The sequence below is a fragment of the Allobosea sp. Root483D1 genome, from assembly GCF_001429505.1.
In the GTDB taxonomy this organism is placed as follows: Bacteria; Pseudomonadota; Alphaproteobacteria; order Rhizobiales; family Beijerinckiaceae; genus Allobosea.
On sequence record NZ_LMJW01000019.1, the window covers coordinates 64,601 to 82,509 of the forward strand.

Sequence of the window (17,909 nt, forward strand, 5' to 3'; positions counted from 1 at the left end):
CCAGAGCCCGATCATCTCCGAGGCGGCGCGAAGGCCTGTCAGGCGACATCGCTGGCAGCCGAGGCGCAATCGGCATGCAGCGGGCAGAGGCTGCCGCAATCGGCGACGCCGGCCAGGAGATAGCGCAGGCAGCAGAGCTTGCGGCGCCGGACCGGTTCGCCCTGCTCCACCGGATAGCGCACCGCCTCGCACATCGGGTTGCGCTGGCCGGACGGCTCCAGGCGGCGCTCCAGCCGCTGGCGCGCCGCCGCCAGCGCCTGCGGATCGGCGAGATCGGCCGGCAGCTGCTGCAGCGTCCATTCGAAGATCGCCGCCGCATTGGCCCAGAGCAGCCGCGGCGACACCCGGAACTGCCCGGAAAGCTGGGCGACCAGCGGCGCGACATGGCCCTCGAACAGGCGCGCGAAGGGATCGCCGCCATCGCATCGCGCAGCGCCCTCGTCGGGGATGACGATCGCGCTCGTCAGCCCCGCCTCCTGCGGGACGATCGCGATCCGGTCGAGGTCCAGCGGCAGGTCGCGCTCGCCGAGCAGGATCGCAACGGTCGCGGGGATGACCAGCGCGCCGAAATGCCATTGCGTCCACATCGAGACCAGCGCACGCCGGTCGCTATCGGGATAGAGCGTGGCGAAACGCGCCATCAGCCGGTCGGCCCCGCCTTCGAGCAGGTCCCGACCCGAAACGCTCTCCCGGGCCCCGCCGGGCAGCACGAGCTTGTCCCTGTACCAGGCCAGCGCTTCCGGGAAGCGAGCGGCAAAGGACGGCAGCGGCCGTGCCTCGCTCATCCGAGCGCCGCCTGCTCCGGCGCCGTCGGTCGCGCCGGCCCGGCGACCCCGCCGAACAGAGCGGCGAGCGGCGCCGCGATCAGGGCGACGCCGGCGGCGAGCGCGAAGCAGACGCCGTAGCCGAAATGTTGCGAGACCCAGCCGGCGCCGATGCCGCCGGCCATGCTGACCAGTCCGTCCATGCATTGCAGCAAGGTGAAGTCGACGCCGGCCTGGCGCGGGTCGGACAGCGCCATGAAGCGGGCATAGAGCGCGACAAAGCCGAGCGCCATGATGCCGGAGGAGCTTGCCAAAGCCAGCCCGAGCACGAGCGGCTGCGGCAAGCCACGCCAGGCAGCGAAGGCGAGCCCCGCAAGTGATAAAGCCTGCAACAGCAGCGCCAACACAAGCACGCTGCGCGCACCGAGAGCCCGCACCAGCGCGCCGCCGAGCAGCGCGCAGGCGAAGCCGACGGCAAGACCGCCGACGCCGTTGACCAGCCCGAGCGAGGCGAGATCGAGCCCGCTATCGACCAGATAAGGGCCGAGCATGGCGACGCCCCATTTCTGCGCCGGCACATAGACGGCGGCGAGCAGGAGGCCGGAGCGCATCTCGGGCCGCTTCAGCGCCTCCTTCAGCGAGGGCTGGTGCGTGCGCCGGGCCGGCGCAGCCGGAGCTGGCGAAAGCAGGAAGGGCAGCGCCAGCAGCAGGAGCAAGCCGGCCATGGCGAAGGTGGCGAGCTGCCAGTCGAGCCGCGCCACCAGCACGAGAAACAGGCCGGAGCCGAGCGCCGAGCCGAGATAGGCTCCGCCGACCTGGGCGGCATTGCCCCAGCCATGATGGGCCTGCGACAGGGTCTCGACCGCATGTCCGTCACAGGCGATGTCGCCGGTCGAGGCGGAGAAGGCGATCAGCACGAAGACCGAGATCAGCGGCACGAAAGCGACCGGCCCGATCAGTCCGACCGCGACGAGCCCTGCGGCCGACACCAATGTCGTCGCCAGCACGATCGTGCGCGAGCGCGCCGGCCCGGTACCCGGCAGCCGATAGCGCTCGACCGGCGGCGCCCACAAGAACTTCAGCGCCCAGGGCAGCACGGCGAGATAGGTCAGGCCGATCTGGTCGAGCGGCAGGCCGCGCTCGCGCAGCACGCTCGGCAGGGCGATGAAGGTCAGTCCGCCGATGATGCTCTGGCCGACATAAAGGCCCCCGATGGCGAGGACGATCGCCGCCGGCGACAACCCGAGCGCCCTCACCAGCGATAGCGCAGGCTGGCGATGACCTTGCGTCCCTCGTCGAAATAGCAATAGCCGGCGGTGCAGGTCTGCTGGATCTCGTTCAAGAGGTTGGTGGCGTTGACCTGGAAGCGCAGGCCCTTGAGCTGCGGGCTGAGGTTTTCCAGGTCGTAGCGGACCGAGCCGTCGACGAAGGTGCGCGCCTTGTTGTCGATCACCGGCCGGCCGAGATTGTCGCCGAGGCTGGAGCCGACATAGCGCACGCCGCCGCCGATGCCGAGCCCGCGCGCCGGCCCGTCCTGCACGGTGTAGTCGAGCCAGAGCGAGGCCATGTGGTAGGGCACGCTGCTCAGGGGGTTGCCGACCGTCTCCGCCGTCAGCTTCTTGATGCGCGCGTCGTTGTAGGAATAGGAGGCCTGCAGGCTGAGCCCGTTCGCCAGCGAGGCGACGCCCTCGATCTCGAAGCCGCTGGAGCGCAGATCGAGCTGGACCTGGCGGTTGAGGCCGTCGACGACCTCGTAGACCACGCCATTGTCCTGGCGGATGTTGAACACCGCGGCGCGCAGCGAGGCATTGTAGCCCGGCAAATCGTATTTCACGCCGAGCTCGGCCTGCTTGCCAGTCGTCGGCTGGGCGACGCCGCCATTCAGCACCGTGCCCGGATTGGGCACGAAGGAGGTGCCGTAGCTGACATAGGGCGCGAGGCCGAAATCGGTGACGTAAGACAGCGCGGCGCGGCCGGTGAACTTGCCGTCGGCGCGCTTGCTCTGCGTCGGCACCGCGCCGGCGGCGCCCGCCTCGAACTTGCTGTCGACCCAATCGTTGCGGACGCCGGCGGAGAGGCGCCAGCCTCCCCATTTCACCTGATCCTGCAGGTAGACGCCGGTCGTGGTCAGCGTCTGCTCGGTCCGCCAGAGGAAGGCGGGATTGTAGCCGAGTGGCACGCCGCCAAAGGCTTCCTTGCTCTTGTAGTGCAGCCGGCTGACATCGACGCCGGCGAGCAAGGTATGATCGACCGCGCCGGTCCGGAACTTCGCCTCCAGCGAGGTGTCGACCGAGACGCCGGCCGTGTTCTCGCGGGTCAGGCCGGGGTCGAAGTAGACATATTGCTGATTGTTGCCGAGCTGCTGGTACCGCGCCCGCTGGCGCAGCGTGAAGACCTCGTCGAACTTGTGCTCGAACTCGTAGCCGATCCGCGCCTGCTGCTGGCGGAAGTCGTTGTAGCGCTTGTTGCCGACATAGACCTTGGTGGCGCCGAGCGTCTTGGACAGCACATTGCCCTGGCGATCGATGTAGGGACCATACTGGTTGAGATAGGCCGCCGTGCCGCCCGTGGTCGAATCCATGTACTCGCCGAGCACGGTGAGCTTGGTCGCCTCGTTCGGCTTCCAGGTCAACGCCGGCGCGATGAAGACGCGATCGTCCCTGATCGCGCTGATGTCGCTCTTCGCGTCGCGGACGAGACCGGTCAGCCGGTAGAGCAGCGTCCCCTCCGGATTGGCCGGGCCGGAAATGTCGAAACTGAACTGCTTGCGGCCGAAGGAGCCGCCCTGGATCTCGATCTCGCGGAACGGCGTCTGCGTCGGCCGCTTCGAGATCAGGTCGACGATGCCGGCGCTGGTGCTGGCCCCGTAGATCGCCGAGGCCGGGCCGCGCAGCACGCTGATCGCCTCCAGCCCATAGGGTTCGAGCCGCATCAGCCCGTTCGGGCTGCCGATCTGGCGCAGGCCGTCGCGGAAGACGGCATTGTGGGTGACGTCGATGCCGCGGATGGTGAAGGCGTCGTAGCGCGGGTCGAAGCCATAGGTGCCGATGCGCGCGCCCGGCGTATAGGCCAAGGCCTCCAGCAGGTTCTGCGGCTTGCGCTGTTCGAGCTGCGTCTGCGTCACCGTCGAGATCGACATCGGCGTCTCGAGCAGCGGCGTATCCGTCTTGCTGGCGCTGCGGCCGGAGGTGGCGACATAGCCGTTGGCGCTGAAGACGCCCTTCTCGCCGGAGCCCTGCCCTTCGACCACGATCGTGTCGAGCTGGATACGGTCAGTCCCCTGCGCCAGGGCAGCGATCGGAGCAAACAGCAGTGCGGACGAGCCCAGCAAGGCAGAGCGAATATTCACGGCACACGACTCTCGACGGGAACGACGATCGCGGCCTAACAACCGAGAATAGATCGGTCAATACATTATAGTTTTGAATTGTTAAAAGTAAATATTAGCGGTATATACTTAAAATATCAAACAACATCTTATACTCCGACGTGACCTCATCCGCCCCACGATCGCAGCCGGCGCCTGGCGACCCGCCCGTGGGGCCTGCCGAGCCCCGCGCAGCCGAGCCTGGGTTGCGCTTCCAGCGCATCCGCCTTGCGCCACAACCCAAACCCAATAAATAAGGAGGTCTAGGAGCGGCCTCCGGAATGACCTTGAACGAATCGATCTCGCGCGCGCGGCGCGACCCCGCCATCAAGCTGCATGGCCCCGAGGGCTTCGCGGCAATGCGCAAGGCCGGACAGCTCACCGCGCGCGGCCTCGACATGCTCGCCGGCGAGGTCAAGCCCGGCGTCACCACCCAGCGCCTCGACGATCTCGCCTTCCAGTTCGCCATGGACAACGGCGCCTACCCGGCGACTCTGTTCTATCGCGGCTACACCAAGTCGATCTGCACCTCGATCAACCATGTCGTCTGCCACGGCATCCCCGACGACAAGCCGATGCGCGAGGGCGACGTCGTCAACATCGACTACACGCTGATCGTTGATGGCTGGCACGGCGATTCCAGCCGGATGTTCGCGGTCGGCGACATCCCGCGCAAGGCTGAGCGCCTGGTCGAAATCACCTATGAGAGCCTGCTGCGCGGTATCCGCGCGGTGCGCCCCGGCGCGACCACCGGCGATATCGGTTTTGCGATCCAGCGCTATGCCGAGGGCGAGCGCTGCTCGGTGGTGCGCGACTTCTGCGGCCACGGCCTCGGCCAGGTCTTCCACGACGCGCCCAATATCCTGCACTATGGCAGCCCAGGCGAAGGCGTCGAACTCAAGCCCGGCATGCTCTTCACCATCGAGCCGATGATCAATCTCGGCAAGGCCAGCGTGAAAGTGCTCTCCGACGGCTGGACGGCGGTGACGCGCGACCGCTCGCTCTCGGCCCAGTTCGAGCACACGATCGGCGTGACCGACGCCGGCTGCGAGATCTTCACGCTCTCGCCTGCCGGCCTCGATAATCCGCTCGCCCGCCCATGAAAAACGGCGGCAGCGGCAAACCAGCCCCGCTTGCCGCCGCCCCGGACGACGCCCAGCCACATCATCTCGGCCATCGTGAACGGTTGCGCCAACGCTTCCTCGACGGCGGCGACGCCGCCCTGCCCGATTACGAGCTGCTCGAGCTCTTGCTCTTCCGCTCGATCCCGCAGCGCGACGTCAAGCCGCTCGCCAAGCAGCTGATCCAGCATTTCGGCTCCTTCGCCGAGGTGATCGGCGCGCCGTTGTCGCGGCTGACGGAGGTCAAGGGCATCGGCGAGAGCGTCGCGCTCGATCTCAAGATCGTCGAGGCGGCGCTGAAGCGCACGATGAAGGGCCAGGTCGCCAAGAAGCCGGTGCTCTCCTCCTGGTCCTCGGTGATCGACTATTGCCGGTTGGCCATGGCCTTCGCCGAGCGCGAGCAGTTCCGCATTCTATGACAAGCTATTGATTTAGCTAGCTGACGTCCCTCGCCTTGCGTCGGACGTCCCTCACCACATCTCACAAATTTGCCCGCCCGCATCTGCCGGTGGGTCATTCCACACATTGGAGACTGCTAAATGCAGATCACGGACTTCGTGCCGTTGCCAGACCCGGGCGGCAGCACGGCGCGCACTGTTGCGCGCTTTTCAGTGTCGTTCGCCGACATGAAACTCTCGGGCTTCCGTCTACGGCTCAGGCCCAACGGCACATTCATAGCCGCGCCGCCTGCAGCTTACGGGCAGCGTGTCGCGAACTTCACACCAGACCTCTTCACCAAGATCAACAGCGCCGCCGAAGCGGCTTACAGGAGGCTTCACGCCCTTGACCGAACCTGCGCCTGAAGCCGCCCTGCCCCACCTCATCTTTGGCGGAGACGAGACGCCAGAGCAGATTGAGGCAATCGTCTCAGAATACGTTGCGGCTCACACCGCGATTATTCGCGAGCAGCGTGACGAGCTTGACCACGATGCGGAGGCCCGCGAGGCCGAGCTTGAGGCCGGCCCCAAAGCCGACAACGACAACGACGCCCCAGGCTCTAAGGGCGCGCCGCTGCCTGTCATCTGCCCGGCGGATTGGCATGGCCTGCCTGTGCCGCAGCGTGAGTGGTTCATAGAAGGCCTGATCCCGACGCGTCAGGTGACAATGCTCGCCGGTGACGGCGGCGTGGGTAAGAGCCTGCTCGGCGTTCAAATCGCCGCTGCGGCTTGCCTTGGTGTTGAGACGCTGGGGCTAACCCCGGCTCGGTGCGGCGTCGTCTATCTCGGCGCGGAAGACGAGGCCGACGAGTTCCACCGCCGACTCGCCGATATCGTGGCTGCGCATGACCGGACGCTAGCCGATCTGGTGGACTTCCGATTGATCCCTTTGGCCGATCGTGACGCCTTGCTGGCTACGCCGGACGGCAAAGGCGTCATGCAGCCGACCAGCAATTTCATCAGCCTCGACAATCATATCGCTCGGCATCAGCCGGGGTTGGTCATCCTCGACACGAGCGCTGACTTGTTCGGCGGCGATGAGATCAAGCGCGGTCAAGTCCGGCAGTTCGTCGCGATGCTCCGCGGGCTGGCCATCAAATGGAACTGCGCCGTTGTGCTGCTCTCGCATCCATCGGTGTCGGGAATGCAGACCGGAACGGGCACGTCCGGCTCTACGGCCTGGAACAACTCGGTGCGGAGTCGTATCTATCTGACGCGGCCGGAGGGTAAGGACGTCGACCCGGACATTCGTGTTCTGAGGACGATGAAAGCCAACTACGGCGCTGTCGGCGATGAGATGAAGCTGCGTTGGCGAGCCGGTGCTTTCGTGCTGGATAAAGGGTTGCCCGCAGCTGAAATCGCCTTCGTCAACCGGGCACAGGATGACGCCTTTATCCGCCTCCTAAGAGCGGTCTCGCGCTCCGGACAGGTGGTGGCGCCAACCAAGGGCGTGAACTTCGCGCCGAAGGTACTGGCCTCTCGGACTGACGCGGCGCCATACGACGAGCGGACGCTTGAGAAATCCATGCACCGGCTCCTCACTGACGGCACGCTGAAGGTTGCGAAGTACGGCCCGCCGTCCAAACGACGCCAGCAGCTCCTCGTTTCAGCCGACGATTTCGGCGGAGAGGATTAGGTGTTCCACCCCACCTTCCACCCCCCTTCCACCCCTATACCAGGGGGGTGTGCTTCCACCCCCCTTATACCCCCGGCAGGGTGGAACACCCTGGTAGGGGCTGGACGCCCCACCGAGGTTCCCCTGTAAAAAATCAAAGAGCCGCCAAGCGGCTGGTCGCGCGGGCTTGCCGTCGAGCTCCGCGGCAGGAAGCTCAAGGACATCACACAGGCTGAGGTCGATAAGCTCGCGCGGAAGCTATATCCAGAGGCCCTCCCTTCGACGCTGCTGCGCCAGTTCCGTTTCGTGCGGTGGGGAATTACGCAGTACGGCAGGATTGGGCCGAAGCTCGCACATGGAATTTGCCGCGCAAACCGAAGTCGACCAACGCACCGCGAAAGGCCACCAGGGTTGGCTCGCGTCCGACGACCTATGATCACGCAGCCCAGTTCGTGGCAGCTCTTTCCCCTGCCCCAGCGATGACCATGACCGGGCTGTTCTTCACCGGCTTGCGGCCGATAGAGCTCTTCGCACTTGAGGCGTCTGACGTGGATCTAGAGCAGCGCTGGCTGGTGGTCCGCAGCAGCAAGACTGGCGAGCCACGAGGCGTGCCGATGCACGAAGTTCTGGCGCGGCTGTTCGCCTCACTGGTTCAGCGCGGTGGCAAGGTTTTCCGGACACATGATGGAAAGCCCTACGCCGTGCTGGAGAATGCCGGAGGGCAATTGAAGATGCCTCTTAAGGCGGCACGCACGCGAAGCGGCATCCTTGACGTCAGCCCTTACACGGCGCGCCACACCGTTTCGACGCAGCTCGTCGTCAACGGCGTGCACCAGTACGTCAAAGACCAGATCCTCGGTCACGCCGTCAACGATATGTCGAGGCGATACACCAATATCCCGCAGCCGCGGATAGAGGCCATCAACACGATCGCCGTGCCGGATACCTGGAGTTCACTCGAGTGGTGGAAAGACTCCCTTGCCTGGGCGAGTAAACTCGCCGGCGAGCAAGGGCGGCGGACGGATTTGGAGAGAAAGCGGTTGGAACGGCCGTAGCGAAGGGTTGCCCGCGCCGTAACTCTTGTCGATCGAGGTCAGTTCCGACCCAACGCAGGATACGATGATCATCCTCGCTGCACAGGCTGATGCTGACATCGCTTTGCGATTGTCGCCGGGGGTTGTGGCTGAGCTTGAAGCAATGCTGGCGCGCGCCAATCAGGAGCAGGCTAAGCGGCTAACTAAGCAGTGACCCGATAGTCGGCCTTCCTCCTCGCCGCGCTGATCATGGCGGCTGTCACCGCGTGGATAGCGGTCTGGGCTGAGAGCGCGGGCAGGGTGGGAGAGAGGCGGAATGAGCTTGATCGTCTCGCACCCATTCCGGTCATCGAGGTCTCTCTCATACTCTCGCCAAAAGCTGTTATCCATGGCAACCTGCCGCAGGGTCAGGGGCGCGCCATGCGGACAATACTCGTCGGATTTCTTCTCTGCCTAGGTCTCTTGCTACCGGAGCGTTCTTCGGCACAAAGCCGGCTCCTCTCCGACAATGCCGATTCGATCGCGGTTGTGGTCGGCAACAAGACCTACAAGCAGACCAGCTCGGTCGACTTCGCTCATAATGACGCCGAGGCGATAAAGGCCTGGCTTATTGGTGCTCTCGGCTTTCGCGAGCAGAACATCTTCCTGTTGAAGGACGCCACGCTGAGTGAGCTCAATCAGGTTTTCGGGACCGAAGTCAATCCGCAGAGCGGTCGGCTCTGGCGCAGCACAGCCGAAGGCCGATCGAACGTCTTCGTCTACTATTCCGGTCATGGCGTGCCCGACCTCGCAACCCGCCAGCCTATGCTGCTCCCGCAGGACGGCAATCCCAACCTGATCGAAACCGGCTATGCTCTGCAGACACTTTATCGGAACCTGGAACTGGTCCGGCAGAAGATCGGCTCGCAGCGCCAGCTCATCGTGATGGTTGACGCCTGCTTCACCGGCGAGACGGGTCGCAAGGGCGAGAGCTTGCTTGCGGTCTCCGCACCAGGCTTCGTTCCGGCCAAGCCCCGCGCAGGGTCCGGCATCGTCAAGCTGGTGGCGACCTCCGGCACCACCCCGGCCAATTGGGATGAGAACCAGAAGCTCGGCCTGTTCACCAGCCGCTTCCTGATGGGCGCTGCGGGGCTGGCGCGACAGGAGGGGGCATCGGAAGATAGTCCTCTCGCATGGTCCGATCTGCAACGGTACCTCTTGCAAACAGTCGAGGTCGCCGCCCGACGTGACAGCGGACGCGAGCAGGCGCCGGAGATCGACCAAGCATCCTTGACGTTGCCTGTGGCGTTGCCCGTACCCGCAGTAGCGCGCGCCGTCGCGTTGGCACGGGACGAGGCGAACTGGCAGCAGGCGAAGGCGACGGGTGAGCGTAGCGCGCTGGAGGCCTATGTCGCTCGCTGCGGCGAGGTCTGCCAGTATCGGGCGACGGCCATGGCGCAGCTTCTCAACAGGCACCGCGGCGCAGAGTCGGCCGCTGACGAACGGAACTGGCAAACACTCAGCACGGCCGGCAAATACGAGGAATATCTCCGCAGCTGTGGAACGGTGTGCGCTTATCGAGCTGTTGCTCTGGGATATCTGGGGCGAACGGAAGAGAGTGCTGGCGCACCCACTGTGCCGCACCCGAAAGGTCAGGTAGTCGCGCTACCTCCGGCAAGTCCCGCGCCGGCAGATGAGCCGAAGCCTAGCGTCGCGCCCCCGAATAAGCCGGCCGCTCAAACGAAGACTCCCTCGCCGCCTAAGTGCAAAAAAGGAGAGACATTAACCGGCAGCCGCTGCATCGCCGCGAGAAGGACGGAAAAAGTCCGAAGCGCCAGGCCAGTCGCGCCGTCCGCGCCTGACTCGGGCGGCAGCAATACACAGAGTTTCCAGAACTCGAGCGGAGACCACGTGGTGGTTCGAGCCAGAACCGTGAGAACGTACGTGAATGCACAGGGCCACAGGATCCGAGTCGTCGAACGCACTGTCACTCGCAATGGTCGACCGGCTGGAACGGATCAGGTCGAGGTCAATTTGCACACGAATGAGGCAAATGGGATCTAAGGCAGATCGAGCTAGCTGCCGCGCAGAAACTATTTCGGCGATCATGCAGGCCGCTTCAACCTCCGGCACGCTGATACGCAGCGCGAGCGTCAGTTTGGCCAGATCGATCAGCGATCATGCCGAAATGCCCTACCGATTTGCAGGTTTATACCGCGGCGTCAGTGTCCGATTGTCGTCGCCAGTATCACCGGCCGGCGTTCACGCCTCGTCATCGCTTGGAACCGCCCGGGCGCCCTCCGAAAACAGCCCGCGGAGAAAACCCTTCGAGGACGCGCGATCGCCGTCACGCGCGAGTTCGTCCAGATCGAGCAGCAGCGCTCGGATCAGCGCCCGCTCGCTACCATGCTCTTCAATGGGATCATCGATCTCGGTCTCCAGTTCCGTCATTGGCGACGTATCCGGCAATGGCACAGCTGGCAGGGTTGCGCTCTCCAGAATGAGAACATACTGAGAACTATACCCCGAGACAGTCAAGCCATGGCCGCAGTCGATAGTTTCTTCCTCCAGCCGTTCCGGACGCATCGCAAGCGCCTGGTGCCGGCTCAGCGCGTACTGGCAAAGACGAAACATCACGCGTTGAATGAGGGCGAGCGTCTAGGCCGAACGGCGGAAGGCGTCGCCGTTATCCACGTCACCGCAGATGGTGAGACCGGCGAGGTAAGCGCGATCGAAGTGCTGGCGCGCCACGGCGCCATCTCGGAGGAGTTCGAAGAACAGATCAGGGCGCTATGACATGATCCCGGCTACGCAGACCCACAGTGGCCACGCGAAACCCGGGTGCCACGACACGTTCTGGTCGGCGCTGACAGTTCGCCTACCTGGCAGCGAGATCCACGGCTGATTTGTACGTTGAAGCCGATCAGCGGCTGAGGCAGAGTGACTCAACTAGAACGGAGGCGGCCATGGAGTGCTCTGCCTACATGTTCTTCCGCGCCGCGACGGCGCTAGTTGTGCTTTACGCTTTAATGGGATCGGTCCTTGCAGTCCGCCGGCTTCGAGCCAGCTTCAAAGACCATCCGACTGACGATGGACGAGTTGACCAGCTGTCTGTTACGGCATCGTCACTGACATCATGGCGAGTTGTCGGCTGGCTTATGTTCTGCGTGATACTTCCACCTGAAAAGCCATGAACGGCTTCTTTCAACTTACCTTCTGGCTCGCCATCATGGCGCCGTACTTGATGACCGTGCGTTGGCAGTGAACCCAGGAAAAGGCCGGCCCGCCGAAGCGAGACCGTGCCGGTGCTATTGTATGGCTATGGGCCCAGTTCTTTCCGCACCTATCCTGACGACCCCGACGAGCGGATTCGCGAGAGCTTTTGGACGGTTACCAGCGAGGGCGTGCACGTCGGGGTGATCGTCTTCCATAGCACCCTTCCAAAACCGATGTGGGGCTGGTCGATCACGGTGCAATATCCGAGCCCTGGCATCGGCAAGCAGGACGAGGAAGTCGTGCGCAAGCGCCCGTAGCGCGGCTGGCTCGGAGCCGTGCTCCTCAATCAATTCGGCGATCATCGCCGTGATCTCGGCATCAAGGGACGCGTCTTATACCCGCTGGTCGGCTGGTTGCGCTGACATTTGCTCTCGCTCTCGGCTATGAGAACATAATGAGAACAGGCTTGGAAAGGAGTCAAGGCTGACGAATCTGCAGCATTATGGAAAACTGATAGCACGTCAGGGGGCTAGCGATGCTTTGGGAGCGAGAGGCAAGCGGGATCGAAGTCGGGCGCGCCGAAACGGCGCGTGAGTTCATGGAGGCTCTGAGGCCTTCCAACGATCTATGGTGGGAAGACGACGATGCCGCGTGCCCGTGGGTCTTTCGTGGCCACGGCGACGCGTCTTGGAAGCTCCTTCCGGCAGCTTGGCGAGAGGGGAACTCCGTTATCCAGCGGGCGCGAGAGGAAGCATCACGCCGTCTTGCTCGCGTTAATCCGCATCAAGAGATGCGTTGGCTGTGGGGCAACCACGCATCAGCAGAGCACAACTTTGATTTCGAGGCCGAGGATCTGCCGCGCCGCCTGACGATTGAAAATACCGCCGAATGGCTACCTGTCTGGGACTTTATTGGACGGTGCGACGCTCTAGGAATGCACAACCCGTTCGGCTCCTTGCCGCCTGACGGCGATCAGCCAGATTGGCTCTGCGAAGCGGGGTTCCCGATGATTGGCGACGAATACGCATTTCGGTTCACCAATACGCTTCCCGCGCTGGCCCTAGCGCAGCACCACAAAATACCGACAAGGCTATTGGATTGGACCAAGAACCCCCTGACAGCGCTTTATTTCGCGGTAGAAGACAATAGGAGCAGTGCAGAGCTAGCGGTTTGGGCTCTCCATCGCCGACGCGCGAGCGAAGTTAAGCTTGCTCCGGTTCAATTCATCGATGGAGTGCGCACTGTACCAATTTCATGCGGCGTTCATGTTGCCAAACCTTCATCTCAAGGAAATCCGTTTCTCGCCGCGCAATCGGGAGTATTTACGTCTGTCTCTGCCGCTGGCCTCTATTACATAATGAATGAAGGATGCAGGCCCAGCTTGGAAGACTTTGTCGCTCAATCGAAAACCTCTGACACCGTTCTACGGAAGCTAGTTTTGCCACAAGCAGAGTTCGAAGAACTTCAAAAACAGCTGTGGCGGGAGGGTATTTTAATGTCTTCTCTCATGCCGACCATGGACAACATTGCGGCCGAGGTTTTGAAGCGGTGGGCTCGATAGGCACCCGGGCGCAACCCTTGGGCTCTGCGACGCGATAGTCGGCTGACTCAATGCTCAATGCAGCTTGCAACCCTTTACCCTCGCGGCCCGTCGCGCCGCACGGTTCTGCCGAGCCGCTGTGGGCTCCCGCTCGGCGGTCATCGGTATCGCTCAGCGCTTCGCCCCCGCTGCTGGGCGAATGGCGCAGCAACGTGGAACTCGACCGGGTGAGTTCTCAGAGCAGCCCGACCGTCCAAAGTCCTTATAGCCATTAGTGCGGGCCAAACAGCCCAGCCCAACACCTCAGGTCCATATCGATACAGCTCACGCCGCCAGCGCGGCCATAGTGCCCCGCTCGCGCGCTCCGCGGCATTGTCCCGGCCGATCATGATCACACAGCGGCCGGCCGTGATCGACAAGAGCGTTCTCGCAGATCGACACGCTCATCGCGATGCGGCTGACGAGCCCGCAGGACCGCAAGGCGATCGAGGAGTGGGTGAAAGGCAATGCCGACAGCGAAGAGTCAAAGCTGGTCCTCGACAGCCTCGCATCTCTACCTCGCGGTGAATGATGGCTCTGGCAGCCGGCGGAAGATGTCCTCGAGCGCACGATGTTTCCTGCGATCACCTCCTACGATTCTGGGAGCCCGGGGAAGCCGCGCGCGAGGTGAAGCCGCTTTCTCAAGCCGGCATGGCTGAGATCCGCGCCGCCCTGCAGGAGATGCAGGTCGAGCGCAAAACTGCAGGCGGTGCTGGTGCTCCTGCAGGTGTGTCCGGCAAGCGGGCCGGCACGGTCCTGGTCGACGAAATCGCCGCGGCCGAGCAGCGCGGGTATGCGCGCGGCCTCGCCGAGGGCAAGAACGCCGGCTGGACCGAAGGATATCGCACGGCATGGGGAGGCATCGCCGAGCAAGCTTCCGAGGCGCTTGGCCGAGGTTCATGGATCGAGCCTTCGAAAGCGCCCGTGGCCGTCGCCAAGGCAGCTGCGCAACCGAAACCGAAAATCGAGCCGAATCGTCAACCGTCGGAGCCCAACCCGCTCAACAGCGCGGCGAAGAAGATGCTGGCGGTGCTGGATACGAACCTGCCGGTTGCCCGGTCGTGGACGCAGGTCGCGACGCTCGCCGGCCTGAAGGCGCGCGGTGGCCATTTCAATGCAGGCAGGAAGGGGCTTGCCGACGGCGGGCTCATCACGGAGGCCGACGGCTTAGTGCGCCTCGCGCAGCCTTCCGACGACGCCGCAATGGCGTCGAATGATCCTGCTGCCGTCGTCGACATGTGGGCGAGCGCGCTGTCCGGCGCGGCGCCGAAGATCTTGCGGCGGCTCTTCGAAACCGGAGGCGCAGCTGAAAGGACGGCGATCGCCGCCGATCTTGGCATGAAGCCACAGGGTGGGCACTGGAACGCGGGTTGGAAGGAGCTTCGCGACAATCATGTTGTTCGGATCGAGGGGCAGCGCGCGACGCTCACCGAACTGCCAAGCCCAGGAGCGCAGCATGACCGGGGCGACAGATAGTGACCTGCTGCCCTGCCCGTTCTGCGGCATCGAGAGCGCACGCGTTCGGCACATTCGTGATGGTCACAAGGTGGTTTGCGCTTCCTGCCAGGCGAGCGGGCCGCCCCAGTATCACGGCCGTGCCGACGACGAGCCCGCAAGGATCCGCGCCGCAAGCAGTTGGAACCAGCGCATCGGCAACGCCGCGGACACGCTCGACCTCCCCGAGGATTACCACGAGCCGGCTTCGCGCCACGTAGTGGAGCGGTTCCTGACCACCATGCGGCAACGGCTCGCCTATCTCGAAGCCACCGCCCTCAAGGAGGCCAGCAGCCATGCCGACTAACGCGAAGGGGCTCATAGAGCGGGTGGACAGCGGAGATCAACTATCCTCGGGCGCGCATCTAGACGACCTGCATGTGCTGGCAGTCAGCTATTGGCACAGCACGCGGCCATCCTCCGATAAGGCGTTCACTGAGATTGTCGATCAAATAGAGGCCAGAGCTACAGCCGCCAATTTTGAGGATTGGGAGAAGGCTTTCCCGGGATCTCGGGGCATCCTCCGCGCCATCCAGGAGTCACGCCATGACCGACGAGAAGGTCCGATATGTCGCTGATCTGATGAAGAAGCATCGCCGCGAGCTCGTAGCCGAACCTTTGGACCGCATCTGGCTCGAATTGGCTGAGGTTGCCATCGGTGGCGCGGCTGGTTTTGACTACGCCTTTGGACCCGCCAAGCCGAAGGAGGCGGAGGGGCTGAAGTTCGGCTCCCGGCTCACCGTCGAGGGAGTGGAGGCGGTCGTGGTGTCCATGGCTACGATCGAGGCACACGAAAAGCTCATCGCTGAACTCCGGAGCTCGATCGATGCGCTGCTTGATGATCGAGAGCGCCGCGCCATGCTCTCAGCGGCGGGAGACGGTACCGCAGCCTCAGATGTTCGGGGAGAGAAGACGTGAGCACGCTAGACCGAGCAATCGCAATCGCCGCAGTGGCGCACGCCGGCCAGACGGACAAGGTTGGCGAACCCTATATCGCGCATCCGATGAGGCTCATGGCGCGCTTCCTCGCGGCCGGCGAGCAGCAACTCGCGATCGTTGCGGCATTGCATGACGTTGTCGAGGATTCAGAGTGGTCGCTAGAGCAGCTTGCCGAGGAAGGCTTCTCTCTGGAGATCGTCAGCGCCATCGATGCCTTGACCAGACGCGACGGCGAAGAATACCTCGCCTACGTGAGACGTGCTGCCATCGATCGTCTCGCGCGCCCTGTGAAAGAGGCGGATCTCGCGGACAACAGCGACGAGAAGCGCCTGTCCTGGCTCCCGGAGGCGGACCAAGATCGACTGCGCCGCCAATATGCTTCGGCCCTCCAGACCCTCGCCACCGTCAAGGAGACGCCGTAAAATGGAGGGATGAAGTTACTCTTAGGACAAGGGCGATGCCAGACAAGCAGGCCATTGAAATCCCAGTTGTCCGCGTCGCCTCGGTCGAAGTCAGTGGCGACCCGACGCATGATTCCTTGATCACCTTCAGCACTGAGGCTGACACGGACGTTGTCTTGCGTTTGCCGCCGACGGTCGTGGCGGAGCTGGAGGCCCTGCTCGCGCGCGCCAGCCTGGAACAGGCGAAGCGGCTGCCAAAACAGTGACCCGGCCGAGCAGCATTCTCATCGCGGCACTGATCGTGACGGCCTTCACGGCTGGTATCGCGGTCTGGCTGAGGTGGCGGGCTGGGTGGTGAAGCGTCGGGCGACCTAGAACAGGTCGCCTTGAGCCGGCGGCTTGACCGCTGGGAACAGCGCCGGATCAGTCGGATCATCCTTCTTCACGCCGCGCGCGACGATCTCAAGCATCCCCTCCGGCAAGGGCCGTTGCAGCGCCTTCGCCTGATCCCATGGCGCCGTCATCCAGGCTGCGCACTCCTCCGGCGTCGTCAGGATCACCGGCATGGCCTTTGGGTGGATTGGCGCCACCTCGGCATTCGGATCGGTCGTTAGGAAGGCAAAGAGGTCTGCCGTCTCCTCCCCCTTCTTTACCTTGCGCACGCTCTTCCATTGCGCGCACCAAATCCCGGCGAAAAAGGCCGTGGGTCGATCCTCGCCAAAAGCGAACCAGATGTCGCCGCCGGCATCGCGATTGAACTCGCTAAAGCTGGCGAAGGGGACGAGGCAGCGGTTCGGCACGTCGAGCCAGCGCTTCCAATGCGAGCTCGAGGTGTTGCGGACGTTCGTCGTTCCGCTGTCGGGCTCCATGCGCAGGAGCAGGTCGAAATCGACGGGCTTCTCCTTCGCTCGCAGCTTGTCGGCTCGCCTGGTCGCGGCATCGAGCAGCGCCTTCTTCGACGACGGCATCCCCCAGCGCGTCATGGTCAGGCGCGCCTCGCCATCCTCATTGCGGATGATTGGTGCCTCATAGTCAGGGAAGATGCCAGGCTGCGGAGGCAGGTTGGCGAAGTTCGCGCCGCCATCATTAAACCGCGCGAACAGCTTGCGCATCGCCTCTACGTTGCGGGTGTGGCTGTAAAGATTACACATCATCGCCCTCGCCGACGCGCCGGCGGCGGCGTGGCGCCTTCGGCTCGGCCGGGAGCATGTCGCCCTTGCCGCCTTCGATCAACTGCCATTCGAGCAGCGCCGGTGGCAGATCCGGCGGCCCGACGCGGCCGATGTCGGGCATGTATGCGCCGCACTTGCGGCCGTACTTCTGCGGCTTGCGCAGCTCGTGTGCGGGTCCCATGGGCAATGCGAGACGAAGACGCGCAGCAGACGCCGGAGCGGCGCGCGGGTGCCATACTGCGCCACACAATCGGCAAGGCGGGAATCTCCGCCGCGCTCGCAATGGTGGCATCGGAAGCGGATCAGAATCCAGGGATATTCCCGTAGCAAGGTGTCCAAGGTCGGACGCTCTGGCGCCGGTGGTGACATAGTCCGCGTTCCCTGATAATGAGAACATAAGCGGAACAAGATGGCGCGGGAGTCAAGCCATTATAGGAGACGCGAGATGGACATGACGGAGTTGGCGAACCTGCACAAGGCCGAATTGGTCAATCTGCTCCACCTGTGGCAGCACGTCGGGCAAGGCCTTACACGGACGATCCTGCTGCTCAGCACGGCAATCACAGGCGACGGAGTCGATGGCGCCAAAGTGACCCTAGAGGCCGCGCAGATGATCGCCGGGATGCTTCTCAAAGAGGCGGCCGAGAAGCGCAAGGCCGGCGAGATCGGCGAGGCGGAGGTTCGCGAGCGCGCTGTCGAGCAGTTCAACATGCTGGTCCGCGAAACGCTTCGCCCTGTCCCGCCTCGGCATTGATGCAGAATCGCAACCCGCGCCGCGCCTACACTAAGGA

At 63.9% G+C, this 17,909-nt stretch carries 22 protein-coding genes; 16 read left to right on the plus strand and 6 right to left on the minus strand.

Translation table 11 applies throughout. The features are described from left to right. Positions 1 to 38 precede the first annotated feature (38 nt). Genes fhuF through ASE66_RS18460 form a run of 3 tightly spaced genes read right to left on the minus strand, consistent with a single transcriptional unit; the run spans position 39 to position 4,113 of the window. A complete protein-coding gene (gene fhuF / locus ASE66_RS18450) occupies positions 39 to 785 on the minus strand; it encodes a siderophore-iron reductase FhuF (RefSeq protein ID WP_057191183.1) in 747 nt (248 codons plus the stop codon). Next, entirely contained in the window at positions 782 to 2,020 is a 1,239-nt protein-coding gene (locus ASE66_RS18455; RefSeq protein WP_244494979.1) for an MFS transporter, read from the minus strand. The genes fhuF and ASE66_RS18455 overlap by 4 nt, the downstream gene beginning before the upstream one ends. Then, the gene (locus ASE66_RS18460) at positions 2,017 to 4,113 is read right to left on the minus strand and encodes a TonB-dependent siderophore receptor (protein ID WP_082613561.1); all 2,097 of its coding nucleotides are present in this window, start codon (positions 4,111 to 4,113) and stop codon (positions 2,017 to 2,019) included. Before ASE66_RS18460 ends, ASE66_RS18455 begins: the two co-directional genes overlap by 4 nt. Positions 4,114 to 4,412: 299 nt before the next feature. Between ASE66_RS18460 and map the strand changes: the two genes are divergently transcribed. From map to ASE66_RS18490, 7 genes are all read left to right on the plus strand, one after another. Next, positions 4,413 to 5,234: a type I methionyl aminopeptidase gene (gene map / locus ASE66_RS18465; protein ID WP_057191185.1), complete on the plus strand. Its 822-nt coding sequence runs from the start codon at positions 4,413 to 4,415 to the stop codon at positions 5,232 to 5,234. Next, positions 5,231 to 5,671 (plus strand): JAB domain-containing protein, encoded by a 441-nt coding sequence (locus ASE66_RS18470; RefSeq protein WP_057191186.1) that lies wholly within the window; start codon positions 5,231 to 5,233, stop codon positions 5,669 to 5,671. Before map ends, ASE66_RS18470 begins: the two co-directional genes overlap by 4 nt. 120 nt (positions 5,672 to 5,791) lie before the next feature. After that, a complete protein-coding gene (locus ASE66_RS32145) occupies positions 5,792 to 6,055 on the plus strand; it encodes a hypothetical protein (protein ID WP_057191187.1) in 264 nt (87 codons plus the stop codon). Next, positions 6,036 to 7,325 carry an AAA family ATPase gene (locus tag ASE66_RS18480; RefSeq protein WP_057191188.1) on the plus strand — a complete coding sequence of 430 codons (1,290 nt, stop codon included), beginning with the start codon at positions 6,036 to 6,038 and terminating at the stop codon, positions 7,323 to 7,325. Before ASE66_RS32145 ends, ASE66_RS18480 begins: the two co-directional genes overlap by 20 nt. A 464-nt stretch (positions 7,326 to 7,789) precedes the next feature. Continuing rightward, positions 7,790 to 8,359 carry a tyrosine-type recombinase/integrase gene (locus ASE66_RS18485; RefSeq protein ID WP_162262510.1) on the plus strand — a complete coding sequence of 190 codons (570 nt, stop codon included), beginning with the start codon at positions 7,790 to 7,792 and terminating at the stop codon, positions 8,357 to 8,359. A 64-nt stretch (positions 8,360 to 8,423) separates the two neighbouring features. Beyond that, positions 8,424 to 8,552 (plus strand): hypothetical protein, encoded by a 129-nt coding sequence (locus tag ASE66_RS33720; protein ID WP_274532965.1) that lies wholly within the window; start codon positions 8,424 to 8,426, stop codon positions 8,550 to 8,552. Positions 8,553 to 8,587: 35 nt separating this feature from the next. Further along, positions 8,588 to 10,381 carry a caspase family protein gene (locus tag ASE66_RS18490; protein WP_057191190.1) on the plus strand — a complete coding sequence of 598 codons (1,794 nt, stop codon included), beginning with the start codon at positions 8,588 to 8,590 and terminating at the stop codon, positions 10,379 to 10,381. 198 nt (positions 10,382 to 10,579) lie between these two features. On the opposite strand, the gene ASE66_RS18495 is transcribed toward ASE66_RS18490, so the two are convergent. Beyond that, complete coding sequence (locus tag ASE66_RS18495) at positions 10,580 to 10,768, minus strand: hypothetical protein (protein WP_057191191.1); 189 nt, start codon at positions 10,766 to 10,768, stop codon at positions 10,580 to 10,582. Positions 10,769 to 10,858: 90 nt separating this feature from the next. On the opposite strand from ASE66_RS18495, the gene ASE66_RS18500 reads away from it, so the two are divergent. From ASE66_RS18500 to ASE66_RS18530, 8 genes are all read left to right on the plus strand, one after another. Continuing rightward, the gene (locus ASE66_RS18500) at positions 10,859 to 11,113 is read left to right on the plus strand and encodes a hypothetical protein (RefSeq protein WP_057191192.1); all 255 of its coding nucleotides are present in this window, start codon (positions 10,859 to 10,861) and stop codon (positions 11,111 to 11,113) included. A gap of 503 nt (positions 11,114 to 11,616) precedes the next feature. Then, positions 11,617 to 11,850 carry a hypothetical protein gene (locus tag ASE66_RS18505; RefSeq protein ID WP_156412228.1) on the plus strand — a complete coding sequence of 78 codons (234 nt, stop codon included), beginning with the start codon at positions 11,617 to 11,619 and terminating at the stop codon, positions 11,848 to 11,850. A gap of 218 nt (positions 11,851 to 12,068) precedes the next feature. After that, positions 12,069 to 13,094: an FRG domain-containing protein gene (locus tag ASE66_RS33280; protein WP_156412229.1), complete on the plus strand. Its 1,026-nt coding sequence runs from the start codon at positions 12,069 to 12,071 to the stop codon at positions 13,092 to 13,094. Between the two features lie 669 nt (positions 13,095 to 13,763). Further along, complete coding sequence (locus ASE66_RS32150) at positions 13,764 to 14,588, plus strand: hypothetical protein (RefSeq protein ID WP_057191194.1); 825 nt, start codon at positions 13,764 to 13,766, stop codon at positions 14,586 to 14,588. Beyond that, positions 14,569 to 14,913: a Lar family restriction alleviation protein gene (locus ASE66_RS18515; protein ID WP_057191195.1), complete on the plus strand. Its 345-nt coding sequence runs from the start codon at positions 14,569 to 14,571 to the stop codon at positions 14,911 to 14,913. Before ASE66_RS32150 ends, ASE66_RS18515 begins: the two co-directional genes overlap by 20 nt. A gap of 239 nt (positions 14,914 to 15,152) precedes the next feature. Then, a complete protein-coding gene (locus tag ASE66_RS18520) occupies positions 15,153 to 15,524 on the plus strand; it encodes a hypothetical protein (RefSeq protein ID WP_057191196.1) in 372 nt (123 codons plus the stop codon). Then, positions 15,521 to 15,967, plus strand: coding sequence for an HD domain-containing protein (locus tag ASE66_RS18525; protein ID WP_057191197.1), 447 nt, complete (start codon positions 15,521 to 15,523; stop codon positions 15,965 to 15,967). Before ASE66_RS18520 ends, ASE66_RS18525 begins: the two co-directional genes overlap by 4 nt. A gap of 35 nt (positions 15,968 to 16,002) precedes the next feature. After that, positions 16,003 to 16,212, plus strand: a complete 210-nt coding sequence (locus ASE66_RS18530; protein WP_057191198.1) for a hypothetical protein — start codon at positions 16,003 to 16,005, stop codon at positions 16,210 to 16,212. A 105-nt stretch (positions 16,213 to 16,317) separates the two neighbouring features. On the opposite strand, the gene ASE66_RS18535 is transcribed toward ASE66_RS18530, so the two are convergent. Both ASE66_RS18535 and ASE66_RS18540 read right to left on the minus strand, forming a co-directional pair. After that, a complete protein-coding gene (locus ASE66_RS18535) occupies positions 16,318 to 17,097 on the minus strand; it encodes an SOS response-associated peptidase (RefSeq protein ID WP_057191199.1) in 780 nt (259 codons plus the stop codon). Beyond that, positions 17,090 to 17,299, minus strand: coding sequence for a hypothetical protein (locus ASE66_RS18540; RefSeq protein ID WP_057191200.1), 210 nt, complete (start codon positions 17,297 to 17,299; stop codon positions 17,090 to 17,092). The genes ASE66_RS18535 and ASE66_RS18540 overlap by 8 nt, the downstream gene beginning before the upstream one ends. 264 nt (positions 17,300 to 17,563) lie before the next feature. Here ASE66_RS18540 and ASE66_RS18545 point away from each other — a divergent pair, with 264 nt between their 5' ends. After that, on the plus strand, positions 17,564 to 17,872 hold the full coding sequence (locus ASE66_RS18545) for a hypothetical protein (RefSeq protein ID WP_057191201.1): 309 nt from the start codon (positions 17,564 to 17,566) through the stop codon (positions 17,870 to 17,872). Positions 17,873 to 17,909 lie beyond the last annotated feature (37 nt).

Coding starts and splice junctions, on each gene's coding strand:
- fhuF (WP_057191183.1), bottom strand. CDS start 785: ATGAGCGAGGCACGGCCGCTGCCGTCCTTTGCCGCTCGCTTCCCGGAA.
- map (WP_057191185.1), top strand. CDS start 4,413: ATGACCTTGAACGAATCGATCTCGCGCGCGCGGCGCGACCCCGCCATC.
- ASE66_RS18470 (WP_057191186.1), top strand. CDS start 5,231: ATGAAAAACGGCGGCAGCGGCAAACCAGCCCCGCTTGCCGCCGCCCCG.
- ASE66_RS32145 (WP_057191187.1), top strand. CDS start 5,792: ATGCAGATCACGGACTTCGTGCCGTTGCCAGACCCGGGCGGCAGCACG.
- ASE66_RS18485 (WP_162262510.1), top strand. CDS start 7,790: ATGACCGGGCTGTTCTTCACCGGCTTGCGGCCGATAGAGCTCTTCGCA.
- ASE66_RS33720 (WP_274532965.1), top strand. CDS start 8,424: ATGATCATCCTCGCTGCACAGGCTGATGCTGACATCGCTTTGCGATTG.
- ASE66_RS18490 (WP_057191190.1), top strand. CDS start 8,588: ATGGCGGCTGTCACCGCGTGGATAGCGGTCTGGGCTGAGAGCGCGGGC.
- ASE66_RS18495 (WP_057191191.1), bottom strand. CDS start 10,768: ATGACGGAACTGGAGACCGAGATCGATGATCCCATTGAAGAGCATGGT.
- ASE66_RS18500 (WP_057191192.1), top strand. CDS start 10,859: ATGGCCGCAGTCGATAGTTTCTTCCTCCAGCCGTTCCGGACGCATCGC.
- ASE66_RS33280 (WP_156412229.1), top strand. CDS start 12,069: ATGCTTTGGGAGCGAGAGGCAAGCGGGATCGAAGTCGGGCGCGCCGAA.
- ASE66_RS32150 (WP_057191194.1), top strand. CDS start 13,764: ATGGCTGAGATCCGCGCCGCCCTGCAGGAGATGCAGGTCGAGCGCAAA.
- ASE66_RS18515 (WP_057191195.1), top strand. CDS start 14,569: ATGACCGGGGCGACAGATAGTGACCTGCTGCCCTGCCCGTTCTGCGGC.
- ASE66_RS18520 (WP_057191196.1), top strand. CDS start 15,153: ATGACCGACGAGAAGGTCCGATATGTCGCTGATCTGATGAAGAAGCAT.
- ASE66_RS18530 (WP_057191198.1), top strand. CDS start 16,003: ATGCCAGACAAGCAGGCCATTGAAATCCCAGTTGTCCGCGTCGCCTCG.
- ASE66_RS18535 (WP_057191199.1), bottom strand. CDS start 17,097: ATGTGTAATCTTTACAGCCACACCCGCAACGTAGAGGCGATGCGCAAG.
- ASE66_RS18540 (WP_057191200.1), bottom strand. CDS start 17,299: ATGGGACCCGCACACGAGCTGCGCAAGCCGCAGAAGTACGGCCGCAAG.
- ASE66_RS18545 (WP_057191201.1), top strand. CDS start 17,564: ATGGACATGACGGAGTTGGCGAACCTGCACAAGGCCGAATTGGTCAAT.